The 16,140-nt window shown below is 35.6% G+C and carries 15 protein-coding genes and 1 tRNA gene; 2 read left to right on the top strand and 14 right to left on the bottom strand.

The genetic code is table 11. The annotated features are described in order from the left end of the window. Positions 1–130: 130 nt before the first annotated feature. The 5 genes from guaB to HBB17_RS14330 all read right to left on the bottom strand — a co-directional run bounded on the left by guaB (position 131) and on the right by HBB17_RS14330 (position 5,955). Complete coding sequence (guaB, locus tag HBB17_RS14350) at positions 131–1,585, bottom strand: IMP dehydrogenase (protein WP_167958200.1); 1,455 nt, start codon at positions 1,583–1,585, stop codon at positions 131–133. A 269-nt stretch (positions 1,586–1,854) separates the two neighbouring features. Then, a complete protein-coding gene (locus tag HBB17_RS14345; RefSeq protein WP_167958199.1) occupies positions 1,855–2,358 on the bottom strand; it encodes a DUF6106 family protein in 504 nt (167 codons plus the stop codon). A gap of 446 nt (positions 2,359–2,804) precedes the next feature. Next, the gene (gene groL / locus HBB17_RS14340; protein WP_167958198.1) at positions 2,805–4,430 is read right to left on the bottom strand and encodes a chaperonin GroEL; all 1,626 of its coding nucleotides are present in this window, start codon (positions 4,428–4,430) and stop codon (positions 2,805–2,807) included. Between the two features lie 120 nt (positions 4,431–4,550). Continuing rightward, the gene (locus HBB17_RS14335; protein WP_167958197.1) at positions 4,551–4,838 is read right to left on the bottom strand and encodes a co-chaperone GroES; all 288 of its coding nucleotides are present in this window, start codon (positions 4,836–4,838) and stop codon (positions 4,551–4,553) included. 247 nt (positions 4,839–5,085) lie between these two features. Beyond that, positions 5,086–5,955: a DNA-3-methyladenine glycosylase family protein gene (locus tag HBB17_RS14330; RefSeq protein WP_238483756.1), complete on the bottom strand. Its 870-nt coding sequence runs from the start codon at positions 5,953–5,955 to the stop codon at positions 5,086–5,088. Between the two features lie 171 nt (positions 5,956–6,126). Between HBB17_RS14330 and HBB17_RS14325 the strand changes: the two genes are divergently transcribed. Next, positions 6,127–6,846 carry a DUF6062 family protein gene (locus tag HBB17_RS14325; protein ID WP_167958195.1) on the top strand — a complete coding sequence of 240 codons (720 nt, stop codon included), beginning with the start codon at positions 6,127–6,129 and terminating at the stop codon, positions 6,844–6,846. A gap of 81 nt (positions 6,847–6,927) precedes the next feature. Here the strand turns inward: HBB17_RS14325 and HBB17_RS14320 are convergent, their stop codons facing one another. The 5 genes from HBB17_RS14320 to HBB17_RS14300 all read right to left on the bottom strand — a co-directional run bounded on the left by HBB17_RS14320 (position 6,928) and on the right by HBB17_RS14300 (position 12,638). Next, on the bottom strand, positions 6,928–7,779 hold the full coding sequence (locus tag HBB17_RS14320) for a DUF2225 domain-containing protein (RefSeq protein ID WP_167958194.1): 852 nt from the start codon (positions 7,777–7,779) through the stop codon (positions 6,928–6,930). A 12-nt stretch (positions 7,780–7,791) separates the two neighbouring features. Then, positions 7,792–9,468: a glutamine--tRNA ligase/YqeY domain fusion protein gene (locus HBB17_RS14315; RefSeq protein ID WP_167958193.1), complete on the bottom strand. Its 1,677-nt coding sequence runs from the start codon at positions 9,466–9,468 to the stop codon at positions 7,792–7,794. 492 nt (positions 9,469–9,960) lie between these two features. After that, on the bottom strand, positions 9,961–10,704 hold the full coding sequence (locus HBB17_RS14310; protein WP_167958192.1) for a cell wall hydrolase: 744 nt from the start codon (positions 10,702–10,704) through the stop codon (positions 9,961–9,963). Between the two features lie 518 nt (positions 10,705–11,222). After that, on the bottom strand, positions 11,223–12,179 hold the full coding sequence (locus HBB17_RS14305) for a D-2-hydroxyacid dehydrogenase (RefSeq protein WP_167958191.1): 957 nt from the start codon (positions 12,177–12,179) through the stop codon (positions 11,223–11,225). Positions 12,180–12,323: 144 nt separating this feature from the next. Further along, positions 12,324–12,638 carry a hypothetical protein gene (locus HBB17_RS14300; RefSeq protein WP_167958190.1) on the bottom strand — a complete coding sequence of 105 codons (315 nt, stop codon included), beginning with the start codon at positions 12,636–12,638 and terminating at the stop codon, positions 12,324–12,326. Between the two features lie 128 nt (positions 12,639–12,766). Between HBB17_RS14300 and HBB17_RS14295 the strand changes: the two genes are divergently transcribed. After that, positions 12,767–13,231, top strand: a complete 465-nt coding sequence (locus tag HBB17_RS14295) for a hypothetical protein (protein ID WP_167958159.1) — start codon at positions 12,767–12,769, stop codon at positions 13,229–13,231. Between the two features lie 40 nt (positions 13,232–13,271). Here the strand turns inward: HBB17_RS14295 and HBB17_RS14290 are convergent. From HBB17_RS14290 to cysS, 4 genes are all read right to left on the bottom strand, one after another. Then, a tRNA-Thr gene (locus HBB17_RS14290) sits at positions 13,272–13,344 on the bottom strand. A gap of 114 nt (positions 13,345–13,458) precedes the next feature. Further along, positions 13,459–14,199, bottom strand: a complete 741-nt coding sequence (gene rlmB / locus HBB17_RS14285) for a 23S rRNA (guanosine(2251)-2'-O)-methyltransferase RlmB (RefSeq protein WP_167958189.1) — start codon at positions 14,197–14,199, stop codon at positions 13,459–13,461. 29 nt (positions 14,200–14,228) lie between these two features. Beyond that, the gene (locus HBB17_RS14280) at positions 14,229–14,681 is read right to left on the bottom strand and encodes a Mini-ribonuclease 3 (protein ID WP_167958188.1); all 453 of its coding nucleotides are present in this window, start codon (positions 14,679–14,681) and stop codon (positions 14,229–14,231) included. Then, the gene (gene cysS, locus HBB17_RS14275) at positions 14,666–16,063 is read right to left on the bottom strand and encodes a cysteine--tRNA ligase (RefSeq protein ID WP_167958187.1); all 1,398 of its coding nucleotides are present in this window, start codon (positions 16,061–16,063) and stop codon (positions 14,666–14,668) included. The genes HBB17_RS14280 and cysS overlap by 16 nt, the downstream gene beginning before the upstream one ends. Positions 16,064–16,140 lie beyond the last annotated feature (77 nt).

Genomic DNA, 16,140 nt, shown 5'->3' with positions numbered 1-16,140 from the left:
TTCGCTACCTTACACTTGTATTCACTATATTCACTTGGTGAATACACAAAAAGAACGATGAATTCCTTCATCGTTCTTTTTGTATTTCCCTCTGTTCAATTCAACAGATTGGTATATATGATTTAATCTATTATTGTTCTACACTATAGTTTGGAGCTTCTTTTGTGATATGAATGTCATGTGGGTGACTTTCTTTTAAGGAAGCTGCAGAAATCTTAACGAATCTTCCTCTTTCTTTCAATTCTTCAACAGTTGGACATCCACAATAACCCATTCCAGAACGAAGACCACCCATAAGTTGGAATACTGTATCTTCTACTGTTCCTTTATAAGCAACACGACCTTCTACACCTTCTGGAACTAATTTCTTTGCATCTGATTGGAAGTAACGATCTTTACTACCATTTTCCATTGCTGCAATAGAACCCATACCACGGTATACTTTATATTTTCTACCTTGGAATAATTCGAAAGTTCCTGGACTTTCATCACAACCTGCGAAGATACTACCCATCATACAAACATTCGCACCTGCTGCGATTGCTTTCGTCATATCTCCTGAGTATTTGATACCACCATCTGCAATAACAGGAATACCATATTCTTTTGCTACTGCATATGAATCCATGATTGCTGTGATCTGTGGAACACCGATACCAGCAACAACTCTTGTTGTACAGATTGAACCAGGTCCAATACCAACTTTAACTGCATCAACACCAGCTTCAATCAAAGCTCTCGTTCCTTCTCCCGTTGCTACATTACCAGCAATTACTTGTAAATCTGGGTATTTTTCTTTTACCATTCTTACAGTATTCAATACATTCTTAGAATGTCCATGCGCTGAGTCAATAACAATTGCATCTACTTTTGCTTTAACTAAAGCATCTACACGAACTAAGATATTATTTGTGATTCCAACTGCTGCCGCACATAAGAGTCTACCTTGTTCATCTTTTGCAGACAATGGGTATTTGATCTGTTTCTCAATATCCTTAATTGTGATCAAACCTTTTAAGTTACCATCCTTGTCTACGATAGGTAATTTTTCTTTTCTGGCTTTAGCAAGCATCTCTTTTGCTTCGGCTAAGGTAATTCCTTCTGGAGCAGTGATCAAACCTTCACTAGTCATACAGTCTTTGATTTTTCTTGTAAAATCAGTTTCAAACTTGAGATCACGATTTGTAATAATTCCTACTAGTTTCTTTCCTTCCGTAATTGGAACACCAGAGATTCTAAATTTAGCCATTAAATTATTGGCATCTTCTAATGTATGTTCTGGTGATAAATAAAATGGATCGGTAATAACGCCATTTTCTGAACGCTTAACTTTGTCTACCTCTTCTGCTTGTGCTTCTACTGACATATTCTTGTGGATAACTCCAATGCCACCCTGTCTTGCCATTGCAATGGCCATTCTGTGCTCTGTTACAGTATCCATTCCGGCACTCATCATTGGAATATTCAATTTGATCTTTTTCGTTAAGTTAGTCGATAGATCAACTTGATTCGCAATATGTTCTGAATATGCTGGTACGAGTAACACATCATCAAATGTAATTCCTTCACCGATAATTGTTCCCATTTCAAATATCCTCACTTTCTCATAATTGTTAATGAATGACATTATTCTCAAAATGTCTTTCTGTCGTAGACAGTAATTTTCACAAGTATAACCAAAAAAAATTAACTTGTCAACCTATTAAACGCAAAAAAAGATTGTTTTCACACAATCTTTTTTATATTTTAGTTGCTATATTTACTTTTTTTATTATTTGTAGATATTATATAATTATTTCTTATATACATATTAAGAAATTGTATAAACCTACTTCTTCCCAAATCACCAAAATACTAATCCCTCATCACTTTACGAGGTGCTTTGTATTTCATACAATCAAGCATCTTGGAACTTGGCTCAAATAAAATCTTTGTCTTCGTCTCACCTGATGCATAATAGATAACATATGGTGTAACGTCTTTTCTTAAAGAACTGTAGTTTTTTAATTTGAAATTCGTATTATTCTTGTACGAATCTAATGCATGTGATGTTGCTGGAGCTACAATCTCTACTTGATCCATATCGATACGTAACATTCTTTTTCTTTTCGCTTTTCCGCTTATACGATCAAAATCAATCTGTCCATCACAATAGATATACTCATATTCCACATTTAATCTTGGGAATAAAAATGTATCTGCTACTATACAAACTAATAAAAATGTAAAGAAAACTGGTGATACAGCTACCGTAAGAAACCCACAAGATAACGTTAATACAATTAGTAAAAACTTAATAAGATATGTCTTCATATTTGGTAGTCTTGGTACTCCTGCTTCTGCATATGTGTCGCCCATAATTAGGTCCTCCTAAATCCTTTATTCCTTTTCACTTATTCTGCCTTTTCTTATTCGTTCAAACAAACTTAGCATTAACAGATTTTAACGTACTTCTTTTGATGGTACTCTTGTATACGTTCATCCGATTTCTTTGTGTCGTTTGGTTTTAAACAATTACAAATTAAGCAATTAAATACATTATACTAAAAAATGTACGAAAATGAAAGTATTATGTAATAAAATTTATATAAACTGCCGATGCAGAGTGAAACAAAAGCAACCCATCTCCCAAACTAGAAACAATGATAATGGATTCTAGTTTGGAGTATGGGTTGTTTATAAAACCAATCAATTGTTTATCCAGCAGGTCACTTGTTTATCCAACAGGTCACTTGCTTATATTTCTAGCACTTGCTTCGATCATACACTGATTGCTTAGATTGCTTAGATTGCAAAGGAGGGAATTACATCATTCCCATTCCAGCTCCAGGACCTGCTGGCATAGCTGGTTCATCTTTCTTGATTGTAGCAACAACAGATTCTGTTGTAAGCAATGTAGAAGCTACACTTGTTGCATTTTGTAATGCACTTCTTGTAACCTTAGCTGGGTCAAGGATACCATTTTGAACCATATCTACATATTGTTCTCTTAATGCATCGAATCCCATACCAGGTTCTTGTTCTCTTACTTTGCTGATAACAACTGCACCTTCAAGACCAGCGTTAGCAGAGATTGTGAATAATGGAGCTTCCAATGCTTTAAGGATTACATTAGCACCAGTTTTTTCGTCACCTTCTAATTCACTAACTAGTTTAGCAACCTCTTTTGTTGCATGGATATAAGCAGATCCACCACCTGCAATGATACCTTCTTCAACTGCTGCTCTAGTAGCTGCAAGGGCATCTTCCATACGTAATTTAGCTTCTTGCATTTCTGTTTCAGTAGCAGCACCAACACGGATAACAGCTACGCCACCTGCAAGTTTAGCAAGTCTTTCTTGTAATTTTTCTTTATCAAAATCAGAAGTTGTTTCTTCAATCTGTGCTCTGATTTGTGCAACACGTGAAGCGATTTCTTCTTTATTACCTTCACCATCAACGATGATTGTATTTTCTTTTTCAACTTTAACAGATTTTGCACGTCCAAGTTGATCCATTGTTGTTTCTTTTAAGTCTAATCCAAGTTCATCAGAGATTACAGTACCACCTGTTAAGATTGCGATATCTTGTAACATAGCTTTTCTTCTATCACCATAACCAGGAGCTTTAACAGCAACTACTTGGAATGTACCTCTTAATTTATTGATTACTAATGTTGTTAATGCTTCCCCTTCAACATCTTCAGCAATAATTAATAATTTTGATCCAGATTGAACGATTTGTTCAAGAATTGGTAAGATTTCTTGAATGTTAGAGATCTTCTTATCTGTAATCAAGATATATGGATTATCAAGGTTTGCTACCATCTTATCCATGTCTGTTGCCATGTAAGCTGATACATATCCTCGATCGAATTGCATACCTTCCACTAAGTCAAGTTCTGTCTTCATTGTCTTAGATTCTTCAATTGTGATAACACCATCATTTGATACTTTTTCCATAGCGTCAGCAACTAATTGACCTACTTCTTCATCTCCAGCAGAGATTGCAGCAACTTTAGCAATTTGTTCTTTACCTGTAACTTTTGAACTCATCTTCTTGATTGCTTCAACAGCACATTCCGTTGCTTTCTTCATACCTTTTCTTAAGATGATTGGGTTAGCACCTGCTTCAAGGTTTTTCATACCTTCTTGAACCATTGCTTGTGCTAATACTGTAGCAGTTGTTGTACCATCACCAGCAACATCATTTGTTTTTGTTGCAACTTCTTTTACTAATTGAGCACCCATGTTTTCGAATGCATCTTCAAGTTCGATTTCTTTTGCAATTGTAACACCATCGTTTGTAATAAGTGGTGCACCAAAGGATTTATCAAGAACAACGTTTCTTCCTTTTGGTCCCAATGTTACTTTAACTGTATTTGCTAATTTATCTACACCTGCTCCAAGAGCTTTTCTTGCATCTGCACCATATTTAATTTCTTTTGCCATAATATAAATTGCCTCCTATTCTATTTTATACCAATTATTCGATCTATTCTTGTGCAACAAAATCGTGTTCTAATCCGTACGAACCAGATTTCTCGTGTATTCTTCTTGACTTGAATAAAATTAATCCTCAACAATTGCTACGATATCATTTTGTTTAACAACCATATATTCTTCATCGCCAAGTTTTACTTCTGTTCCTGCATATTTTGAATAAATTACTTTATCTCCAACTTTTACTTGCATTGTAACTTCTTTTCCATCTACTGTGCCACCAGGTCCTACTGCAATGACTTCAGCTTGTTGTGGTTTTTCTTTCGCTTGACCAGGTAAAACAATTCCTGATTTGGTTGTTTCTTCTGCCTCTAATTGTTTTAACACAACTTTGTCTCCTAAAGGTACTAATTTCATATTAAATTCCTCCTTATTCTTGTCATTACGGAAAGTCTTCCTTAACCGTAGTCATTACTTTTTAGTTATTAGCACTCACTTTAAATGAGTGCTAAAAGATTATTTATATATTAGTAAATTTACCTTTTAAATGCAACTGAATGTTTTTCTCAAACTTCGCGATTTTCAGGTTTTTGCTCATGTATACTCTCATTTACTCTCTGTTTCTCATTTTTTCTCTCTTTTTATAATTGCTGGGTAATTATTCTTACTTTACTTGATTGTCCCTTGCAAAATAAAACAAGTATTGTTGCGCATATCCTCCATATTCACCAAAATGCTCCTTAGCAAACTGCTGCATTTGTTCTTTTTTCCCTTTCTTGCTAAAATAAAGTCTATCCAATATTCGAATCATCCATACATCAATTGGAAACGCTTCTCTTCTGCCAAGACCAAATAAGAGGACACAATTACCAACCTTCTCCCCTACCCCTTTGATCACCTGAATCTCTTCGAGCGCTTCCTGATAAGAGATTGAACGTAACCGCTCTTCCTTTATCTCTCCATTCAACACCTTTTGACAAGCATCTACTAAGTATTTCGCACGAAAACCTGCTTTCATGTCCAAGAAATCTGCTTCACTGGCCTTACTTAATTGCTGTGGTGTTGGGAAACTATAATATGCCTTGTTATTCCACTCTCCAATATATTCACCATATCTTTGGGATATACGCTCAACAATCTGCATAATATGAGGGATCTGCTTATTTTGAGAAATAATGAAGGTTATCAGCATTTCAAAAAAATCTTGATTCAGTATTCGTACCCCGCTTTTTTCTTTGATTGCCTCCCCAATCTTCTCATCCTTTTCCATAAGCCATTGTTTAATGGCTCCATAATCTCGATCTAGGTCAAAATACGGAATCCAGATTTTCTCCACTTCTTCTCTTACACAAGAAAACTGTAATGTCGTATCCTTCTGTTTCACATGAACCATTTTCCCTTTGGCAACAAGAAGATACTCCTCTTCACCTAATTCTTCATAACGAAAACATTGCCCACACTCTAGACTTTGTTTCAGATCAAAATCCTTGATGTCTTCTATGATCGTTTTCTTCTGTTTCTCAATAATCCTCATATCCATCCTCCTAATTAAGAAATACTCCATTTCTCTTTTTCGACACGTTTCTTTACAAATCAAACCATTATAGCACAAAGTACGTTTCCTATGCTATAATGAAATTACTGGTGACTAGAATCTGGTCATCGTACAGACTTGGAAAGGAGCCATGCTAAGCATGGATATCGTATGAAAGAACAACTCTACACCATTCCCGTAATGGATGCCTATAAGGAAGACTGCGAATGCCCTGTTTGTTCTATGTATAAGAGTCTCGAAAACAAAGCAATTGATTTTACTATGGGACCAAGCTATATGGAAGATGACATACGGGCTGTCACAGATGAGGTTGGTTTTTGCAATAACCACATTAAAATGCTCTACAAAAATCAAAATCGCCTCGGTCTTGCATTAATGTTGAAAACCCATATGGATAAGACGATTACGGATTTAGAAAAGTTATCTGCTTCCGAAAAAGTAGTTTCTACCTCTCTTTTCCGTAAGAAAAGTGAAGCAAAAGGAGTCCCTACTTATATACAGACCTTAAACCATTCTTGCTTTGTATGTAATCGTATTGAAGATACATACAAACGGTATTTGGTTACTATTTTCTATCTATATAAGAAAGAAGCAGAATTCCGCGATCTTTTTCACAATTCAAAAGGACTTTGTACTACCCATTATGCAGATCTCTACCAAATGGCGCCGGAGCAGCTAAATGGAGAGATGCTACAAAATTTTATGAAAGACCTTAATCAAATCTATCTAGAGAACATGAAACGTGTACGAGATGACCTGGATTGGTTCATTGACAAATTTGATTACCGATATGCGAATGAACCTTGGAAGAATTCACAAGATGCTCTTCCTCGAACCATTCAAAAAACGAATAGTGTAGACGTGGAATAAGAAACAAAAAAACTCTCCATCATAGGACTGCTCGTGTATGATACACAGTATTCCATATGATGGAGAGTCTTTTTCATTCATCTATACGTTCTCTCTTTTATTCTGTACAATTAGCTCTTTTAGATCACGTGCTTTGGATTTAATACGCTCATTGGCATCTCTAGCGATTAATACTCGAGAAATCCATCTTCCTGCTTCATCAAACTTACCACAACGTCTTGCAAGATCAGCAACAAGGTATGTAACCGTATTCTCATCCATACCACACATAGGAAACATTTCCTTAGAGAATGCAATTGAGAATCCTTCATATGCATTCAGAATGAATTCGTCTTCCTCTTTTTTCAAATTCTCAACGACGGATTCGTAATTCTCCGTATCCTCTGGCAATGTTTCATATTTACCACGTAGCAACCAAGCAATCTTCAAGCAAGTATATGCTCTCTCACTGTTCTTCGCTTTCTTTACAATGGTATTAACAAGAACAAGCTTATGACGCGCAATTGCATCGTCATAAGTGTAGATATCCCCATTATCCTCAATACCGCGGAAATTCACGGTAATTTGTTCTTTAATTAATTTTGCCTGTGGTGCAGTCATATAGTTGAAGAAACGATTCAATGCACTATATCCGCAACTTGGACAAACAATCGCATCGTATTTTAAGGAATCTACTAATTGATATTTTGGACGCAGATCCGAATCTGCTCCCAATAATTTCACTTTACCAGTCTTTATTGCTTTTGATTTGAACTCTGTATCACATACTGGGCAAGTATGTGTTTTATCAAATATGAAATCCGCTTCCGTTATTTTGGGTTTATCGTCTTCTTTGTCCCCGTCTTTTTTGTCCCCGTTTGTTGTATTATAGACATCCAGACCAGATAATTCACCTAGTCCAAAATTCTCTAATCCTGAAAATATATTAGCCATTTTTCATCCTCCCTAAACTGGTTTATAAGAACTTTTCAATGAAACGATTCGATTAAACACAAGATGATCTTCTTTGGAATCTTTGGAATCCACACAGAAATAACCTTGTCTTAAGAATTGGAAACTATCCAAAGGTTTTGCTTCTTTCACAGCAGGTTCCATATAACATTCCTTAAGAATTGTTAGTGAATTCGGATTTAAATTAAGACTTCCGTCTTCATTATACACTCCTTTTTCTTCATCTACAATATTTTCATAAAGTCGAACTTCCGCTTTTACTGCAGTTGTAGCTTCTACCCAGTGAATGGTTCCCTTCACTTTTCTTGCTGTAAATCCTGTCCCATTCTTTGTTTCTGGATCATACGTACAATGCACCTCCGTTACTTTACCAGTTTCATCGGTAATGTAATCGGTACAAGTAACAAAATATGCGTTCATTAAGCGCACTTCATTACCAGGGAACAAACGGAAATATTTCTTTGGTGGTTCGATCATGAAATCATCTCGATCAATATATAATTCTCTTCCGAAAGGAACTTCTCGTTTTCCCATCTCCGGATTTTCTTGATTTACCGATTCTTCAAGATATTCAATCTGTCCTTCTGGATAATTGGTAATTACTAATTTGATTGGGTCAAGAACAGCCATAACTCTCGGTCTCTTTAGTTTAAGATCTTCACGAATACAATACTCAAGCATTGCATAATCAACAGAACTGTTGCTCTTTGATACGCCACATAATTCCATAAACTTGCGAATGGATTCTGGTGTAAATCCACGTCTTCTTAATGCACTAATGGATACAAGTCTCGGATCATCCCAGCCATCCACGATTTTTTCTTCTACTAAACGCTTAATATATCTCTTACCAGTAATAACATTGGTCAAATACATCTTTGCAAATTCTACTTGTTTTGGAGGATTTTCATATTCTAACTCTTTAACAACCCAGTCATATAATGGTCTATGATCCTCAAACTCCAATGTACAGATGGAATGGGAGATTCCTTCAATCGCATCTTCAATTGGATGCGCAAAATCATACATTGGATAGATACACCATTTGTCACCTGTATTATGATGATACATATGCGCAACACGATAGATAACAGGGTCTCTCATGTTGATATTAGGGGATGTCATATCAATCTTCGCACGCAAAACTTTTGTTCCATCTTCGAATTCCCCATTCTTCATCTTTTCGAATAATTCTAAGTTTTCTTCAACACTTCTGTCACGGTAAGGACTGTTCTTACCTGGTTCTGTTAATGTTCCTCTATATTCACGAATTTCGTCTGCTGTCAAATCACATACAAATGCTTTTCCTTTTTTAATCAACTTAATCGCTGCTTCATACATCTGATCAAAATAATCGGATGCAAAGAATAATCGATCTTCAAACTCTCCACCGATCCATTTTACATCTTCAATAATAGACTGCACGAATTCTGTTTTTTCTTTGGTTGGGTTCGTATCATCAAAACGTAAATTGAATTTACCATTATACTTTTTTGCTAAACCAGAATTCAAAAGAATTGATTTTGCATGACCGATATGAAGATAACCATTTGGTTCTGGTGGGAATCTGGTAACAACCTGTTTGCAATGTCCCTCTTCAATATCTTTATCAATAATTTGTTCAATGAAGTTTTTCGATACAACTTCCTTCTCTGTCGAAACATTTTCCATGACTCAATGACTCCTCCTACGTTCTCGTTCTGTAACTGTCAGATGTCTACTTTCTGAATAATTACTGCACTCGTAACATTGTGTAACATAATTTATGTCAACTTTACTTCTATAGTAAGAACGTCAAAATTAGTATGCCACTCTAGATACTATGTATTACTACGCACTACATGCTCTCGCAATACAAAATTGCAAAATAAAACTGGCTTCTTATACCAGTAGTAGAAAAGTAGATTTCTTTCAACTTTATCATACCACACTTACCTCGATTAGAAAAGTGCTATTCATAATATGACAAAACATTTTTTGGATATACTATACTCCTATTTAGATAAAACTAAAATTTTTATCCTTGAACTCATGATATAAAAAGAATTCACATAACAGATGAAAAAATTATAACACTAGACCATGCCCATCTTCTGAACGAAAAAAAATACTACAGTAATAATCTAATCGTTATTACTGTAGCATTATATATATCAGCTGTTTTTACTTGAATTGATGTCCACCAAGTGAAAATCTTGCATTGGATAATCTACCACTGAAATAATAGTATCCGCTTAAATTCTTCTTGGTTGTTTTCCCATTCTTCTTATATGTGATTGTTTTGGTTCCGCTTAATGCAGCTTTTGCAGCTTTGATGCATTGCTTTTCTCTTGCGGAAGTAAACTTATTATTATCATATTCATTTAATGCTCTGTTTAATGAACCGTTTCTTACAGGTCCAAATTGTGATTTTTGGTATACAACACCTTTTAACGTATTTGGAAATGCTTTTGATTCCATACGGTTAACTACGATGATTCCAACTGCTAATTTTCCAGCATAGGACTCATTCCCTGCTTCACAATAGATCAAAGCAGATAATAAACGTAATTCGGCTTTTGTGTAAGAAACTTTTGCTGTTGTAACTTTCTTTGTCGTGGTTGTTTTGGTAGATGTTTCTTTTACTTCTTTAACCTTATCAACATTATCTGTTTCTTCATTTTTTGACTCTTCTACTGTTTCTGTTGTTTCAGCAGTTTCTGTTTCTTCTGTTGTATTCTCTTCTGTGTTCGTAGAATCACTTGTAGTAGTTTGATCTACTTCTTGTGAAGTTGTATCATTAACTGTTGTCTCTGCGTTTTGTGTCTGTTCTACTGTATTCACTTCCGCTGCAAATGCGTTGATACTTACTGTATTTGCTACAAATAATGCTGTAGCCATACAAAGCAAGAATTTTTTCATCTTCATATAAAATCTCCTTTTAATAACCTTTTTTGGGTTATCTTTGGTCACATAATAACAATCGTTACATTATTATGAATTTGAAATTGTAAGTGCTTGTTCATACACTCACTTGCAGTAGGAAAGCGCTGTCCCGCAATCCACTTATTACTCACTCAACTTTATCTTCGTACCTTGTTTCTTTGATTCAAACGATTTATTTTGTAATAGTTATAATAATTAAGAAACATCTTCGAAAAGCAAGTAACATTTTGTTAACATTTACTTAATAAGTATAACATAGATAGTCAAAAAATCAAGAGTTTTCCAGCCCTTTTTCATCCATATTAAGCTACAATATTTTACATTTATTAATTTTCATGGTGTTTTTGCACAAAACAAATGCAATTGAACGGATTATCTTTATACATTCCGCCAATTGCATCCATTATTCAAGTGAAACATTTAATTAATATTCTAAAAATAATTTCATAATCTTGTTAAGTTTTACATTTATTACAACCCTATTTTCTTACAAAATAGTACTATTTTACCACATTTCTCTCTTCTCCAGCCAAGTATGCCCTCATATTCATACATACTTCTTCTACCACACGCCTTCTTGTTTCCACAGGTGCCCACGCAATATGTGGCGTAATGATCAACTTTGTACTATCCTGTACACGCAATAGAGGGTTATCTGCAGCCATTGGTTCCTTTGCTAAAACATCAAGTGCAGCTCCTGCAATCAGTTCCTCTTCCAAAGCATCTGCTAAATCTGCTTCATTAATAATCGAACCTCTTCCAAGATTTAATAGTACTGCTGTTTTCTTCATCTGGCTTAATTCTTTCTTTGTGATCAGATTGGTAGTCTGCTCATTCAGTGGAGCATGAATGGATATGATATCAGACTCCTGTAACAATTTCTCCAAAGAAACTTGCTCATATATCTGGTCATGATTTTTACCTGATGTAGAATAATACCATACCTTACAGCCAAATGCCTCTGCTACTTTTGCTACACCTTTTCCGATTTCACCAAGACCGATGATTCCCCATCTCTTTCCCTTTAATTCAAAGAATTTTTTATCAAAATGGCTAAAGATATCATTCTTTACATATTCACCTGATTTAACAAAACAATCGTAGTAATTTAATTTTTCATATATATAAAAGAGTAAGGCAAAGGTATGTTGTACCACAGCATCTGTGGAATATCCTTTCACATTCATTACCGTAATATTTCTTCCGTTTGTATATTCTGTATCAATAATATTGGTTCCTGTTGCCGTCACACAGATGACTTTTAGGTTCGTTGCTCCTGCTAATGTATCCGCATTCATTGGTACCTTATTCACTACGATTACCTCGGCATCTTTTACACGCTCAATGGTTTCTTCCACTGTTGATGAACCATATTGTACCACTTCTCCAAACTCCTGAAGACAAGTTAAATCAACATCATTTCCTAAACAATTTGCTTCCAAACACACGATTTTCATTCTATTTCCTCCATTGTTGCTTGTTGTACTTTATTCTATCTTTTTTTACTACAGATTGCAAGCAAACAAAAAGCACCCAGAAAACATTGTTGCTATTGTAGTTTCCACTGTTTTCTGAGCGCTTATGTAAACATCTTATTTCATCTATTTGGCATAATTTGCATATACCATAATATTTTCATCAATTCCTTCTTCAATGATCTCAAGGATCTTATCATAACAATTTGCCGTATTTGCTTTCATAACCTTTGCATATAGTTCAGACATGGCGATCTGCGTATATGCTGTGTTCTCTCCAACTTTAATCTTGACATTCAAGCATTCATCTTCAACAGAAATTGTAATATTCTCGGAACTCTTCGTTTCTTCACACAGTTTCTGTACCGCCGCATTCATTTCATGAATCATTTGAAATGATATACTTGCTTTTTCAATAATATTTTCTATTGATTTGTTCATCAACAATACCTCCTATTATCTCTTTTCTACATTATACTTTGCTTTTCGCTTTTTTCCAATTGATTTTGGCTATTTTTTCATTCTTTAGGTATAATTTCACATAGATTTTACGTGTTAATCTATCTCATATGGAGATACTATTTTTCATAAGAGAACATTACAATTTATCACCTACTGATAAAACATTCAAATACGAAGTTTTAGTTAGTACATTAATTGTAATTTCCCTTATTATTATAGAAGTTGTTCTTCATCTTATTGTCTGGCACATGTTTATGTATCCACAAGGAATACAGCAAAATGGTGTTAGCTTAAGCATTCTATTCTGGATGACGATGAGTAATCCTAGCCGGTTTCAAGTTGATCAAAACATGCTGCTGGAGTGGATTGCTCCAGACAATTTTATGTTAACCAGCATAGAAAGTGAGGTCCGATTCATGTCTTATATTGCTCCGCAAGTAAAAGAAAAATTCGATACCCTATCCGTTGGTCTACGTAACATCATCTTAGAGCGAGATGTCCAAATTAACACGATTCATGACTTGATCCGTGTTCTAGGAGAGATCGTAAAAGAAGGCGAAGAAGAGGAATAACAAAAACAAAAACCCTTGAATCATCAAGGGTTTTTTATTAAGCTGCCAAGCGGACTTGAACCGCCGACCTCCGCCTTACCAAGGCGACGCTCTACCGACTGAGCCATGGCAGCAACTGTATTCGATTTGTTAACACATATCGCGTCAACGAAGATATTTTAACAAATCGTATACAGGTTGTCAATATAATTGTATAAAATATCTGAAAAATATACGCACTTTATTCCCTACTTCATTCTCTGACGAACAATTTCATAAGAAAGTACACCCATTGCAACAGAAGCATTCAGAGAATCAATATTTCCTAACATCGGAATCTTTGCTACGAAATCACATTTTTCTTTCACAAGTCTTCCTACACCTTCTCCTTCACTACCAATTACTAAACCAATTGGTCCTTTCAGATCTAGGTTGTACATCACTTCTCCGTCCATATCTGCACAGACGAACCATAAACCTTCTTTCTTAAGGTCTTCAATCGTTGTGGCAAGGTTGGTAACCTTGGCTACTGGTGTATAGTTAATCGCTCCTGCCGATACTTTCGCAACCGTTGCTGTTAAGCCTACGGCACGGCGTTTTGGAATGATGATACCATGTGCACCTGCTTGGTTTGCGGTACGGATCATCGCACCTAAGTTGTGAGGATCTTCAATATTATCTAACACGATGATGAAAGGTGGTTCGCCCTTTTCTTTGGCTGCTTGTAGGATATCATCTACTGTTGCATATTCGTAAGCAGCTGTATAAGCAATAACACCCTGGTGTTTTCCAGTTTCAGATATCTGGTCAAGACGTTCCTTCTTAACGAAATTGATTAGGGTATCTCCCTTCTTTGCTTCTCTAAGAATGGATTTAATTGGTCCGTCCTGGCAACCATCTAAAAGGAATAGACGATCCACTGTCTTTCCTGCACGAAATGCTTCTAAAACCGCATTTCTACCTTCAATTGTAAATTCTTCGTATCTCATAAATCTCCTATCTGCCTATGGCATGGTTTTTACTTTTTCTCCTCGTTCATCTGAGCAAGTCCTAGTTTCATTAATGTAATGATTCGCGGCATCTGATCCGTTAGATATAGATATCCTACCAGTGCTTCCACACCTGTTGCCATACGGTAATCGGTAATGGATGCATTTTTGGCTGATGTAAATGACTTGGCATTACGACCACGCTTATAGATGCTCATCTCCTGCTCTGTCAGTTCGTCTACTATTGCCCGATACATCTCCACTTGGGCAGAAGCTTTCACAAGAGAACTTGCTCTCTTATGAAGTTTCTGAACAGGTGCATTTCCCTTCTCTACTAGTAAGGTACGAATAATTACATCGTAAATCGCATCACCAATATATGCAAGGGTTAAAGGGGAATAGGTTTTAATATCCACCTCTTCTAACTCGAACGCACCTCTAAGATATTTGGCAAAGGCGATTTCTTTTATGCTCTCTTCCATTTTACCCCTTCTCTCGTATCTTCAAGAATGATTCCTTTTTCTAATAGTAGATCACGAATTTCGTCCGCTTTCTTAAAATCACGATTCTTTCTCGCGTCTTGACGATCCTGAATCAATTTTTCAATATCGTTATCTAATAATTCTTCCTTTGTATCCACATCAACACCTAATACATTCGATAATGTTACAATCCAATTTTTTGTATCCGCGATGACTTGCTTTGAGGAATCAGCAGTTAAGCTCGTGTTCGCTGCTTTTACCATTTCAAATATTGCTGCAACAGCATCTGCTGTATTGAAGTCATCATCCATTGCTGCTTCGAATTTTTCTTTCTTCTCAAGTATTGTCTTGTAGAATTCTGTCTCTTCTGCCGTTAATGCACGCTCTGGTGCATTTTCAAGAAGAAATGCAAGGTTACTTACTGCATTCTTGATTCTCTCTAATGCATTTTTTGCTGATTCCATCAATTCTCTGCTGAAGTTGATTGGACTTCTATAATGAACATTTAGCATGAAGAAACGTAATACTTCATATGGATATTCGGCACCAACTTCACGTACGGTGAAGAAGTTTCCTAATGATTTGGACATTTTCTTATTATCAATATTCAAAAAGCCATTGTGTAACCAGTATTTTGCAAAACCTTTTCCATTGGCAGCTTCACTTTGCGCAATTTCATTTTCGTGGTGTGGGAAGATTAAATCCTCTCCACCTGCATGGATATCAATCTGGTCACCAAGGTATTTCTTACTCATAACGGAACATTCAATATGCCAACCTGGTCTTCCCTCACTCCATGGAGATTCCCAGTATGGTTCGCCCTCTTTCTTTGGTTTCCAAAGAACGAAATCCATTGGATCTTCTTTTTCTTCGCTTACTGCAATTCTTGCCCCAGCTTCCAAATCATCAATGTTTTTCTTAGATAATTTACCATATCCATCAAAACTTCTTGTTCTAAAATAAACGGTACCATTCTTTTCATACGCATGCCCTTTTTCAATAAGCGTCTGAATCATCTCGATCATTCCATCGATTTCCTGAGTCGCTAATGGATGGGTTGTTGCAGGCTTAACATTAAGGTTTTTCATATCTTCCTTAACAGCATCAATGTAACGTTTCGTAATCTCAGTGGTTGGTACACCTTCCTCTACGGCTTTCTTAATGATTTTATCATCTACATCTGTAAAATTTGATACATAGTTTACTTGATATCCTTTGTATTCAAAATATCTTCTTACTGTATCAAACATAATCATTGGTCTTGCATTACCAATATGAATATAGTTATAAACAGTAGGTCCGCACACATACATACGTACCTTGCCTTCTTCTAGTGGTTTGAATTCTTCTTTCTTCTTCGTTAATGTATTGTATAATTTCATTGCTTCACCATTCCTTTCTCTTGCTTTTCATTACGTAACTTAATAATCATCATTTAGTTGTCTATAACGTAGTCATT

This window comes from Anaerosporobacter faecicola (assembly GCF_012070565.1).
Taxonomy (GTDB): domain Bacteria; phylum Bacillota; class Clostridia; order Lachnospirales; family Lachnospiraceae; genus Anaerosporobacter; species Anaerosporobacter faecicola.
The sequence above is the reverse complement of the archived record's forward strand: the minus strand, read 5'-3'. Positions and strand labels throughout refer to the sequence as shown.

Excerpts from the sequence above, each read along its gene's own strand:
- guaB (WP_167958200.1), bottom strand. The coding sequence starts at position 1,585 with ATGGGAACAATTATCGGTGAAGGAATTACATTTGATGATGTGTTACTC.
- HBB17_RS14345 (WP_167958199.1), bottom strand. The coding sequence starts at position 2,358 with ATGGGCGACACATATGCAGAAGCAGGAGTACCAAGACTACCAAATATG.
- groL (WP_167958198.1), bottom strand. The coding sequence starts at position 4,430 with ATGGCAAAAGAAATTAAATATGGTGCAGATGCAAGAAAAGCTCTTGGA.
- HBB17_RS14335 (WP_167958197.1), bottom strand. The coding sequence starts at position 4,838 with ATGAAATTAGTACCTTTAGGAGACAAAGTTGTGTTAAAACAATTAGAG.
- HBB17_RS14330 (WP_238483756.1), bottom strand. The coding sequence starts at position 5,955 with ATGAGGATTATTGAGAAACAGAAGAAAACGATCATAGAAGACATCAAG.
- HBB17_RS14325 (WP_167958195.1), top strand. The coding sequence starts at position 6,127 with ATGAAAGAACAACTCTACACCATTCCCGTAATGGATGCCTATAAGGAA.
- HBB17_RS14320 (WP_167958194.1), bottom strand. The coding sequence starts at position 7,779 with ATGGCTAATATATTTTCAGGATTAGAGAATTTTGGACTAGGTGAATTA.
- HBB17_RS14315 (WP_167958193.1), bottom strand. The coding sequence starts at position 9,468 with ATGGAAAATGTTTCGACAGAGAAGGAAGTTGTATCGAAAAACTTCATT.
- HBB17_RS14310 (WP_167958192.1), bottom strand. The coding sequence starts at position 10,704 with ATGAAGATGAAAAAATTCTTGCTTTGTATGGCTACAGCATTATTTGTA.
- HBB17_RS14305 (WP_167958191.1), bottom strand. The coding sequence starts at position 12,179 with ATGAAAATCGTGTGTTTGGAAGCAAATTGTTTAGGAAATGATGTTGAT.
- HBB17_RS14300 (WP_167958190.1), bottom strand. The coding sequence starts at position 12,638 with ATGAACAAATCAATAGAAAATATTATTGAAAAAGCAAGTATATCATTT.
- HBB17_RS14295 (WP_167958159.1), top strand. The coding sequence starts at position 12,767 with ATGGAGATACTATTTTTCATAAGAGAACATTACAATTTATCACCTACT.
- rlmB (WP_167958189.1), bottom strand. The coding sequence starts at position 14,199 with ATGAGATACGAAGAATTTACAATTGAAGGTAGAAATGCGGTTTTAGAA.
- HBB17_RS14280 (WP_167958188.1), bottom strand. The coding sequence starts at position 14,681 with ATGGAAGAGAGCATAAAAGAAATCGCCTTTGCCAAATATCTTAGAGGT.
- cysS (WP_167958187.1), bottom strand. The coding sequence starts at position 16,063 with ATGAAATTATACAATACATTAACGAAGAAGAAAGAAGAATTCAAACCA.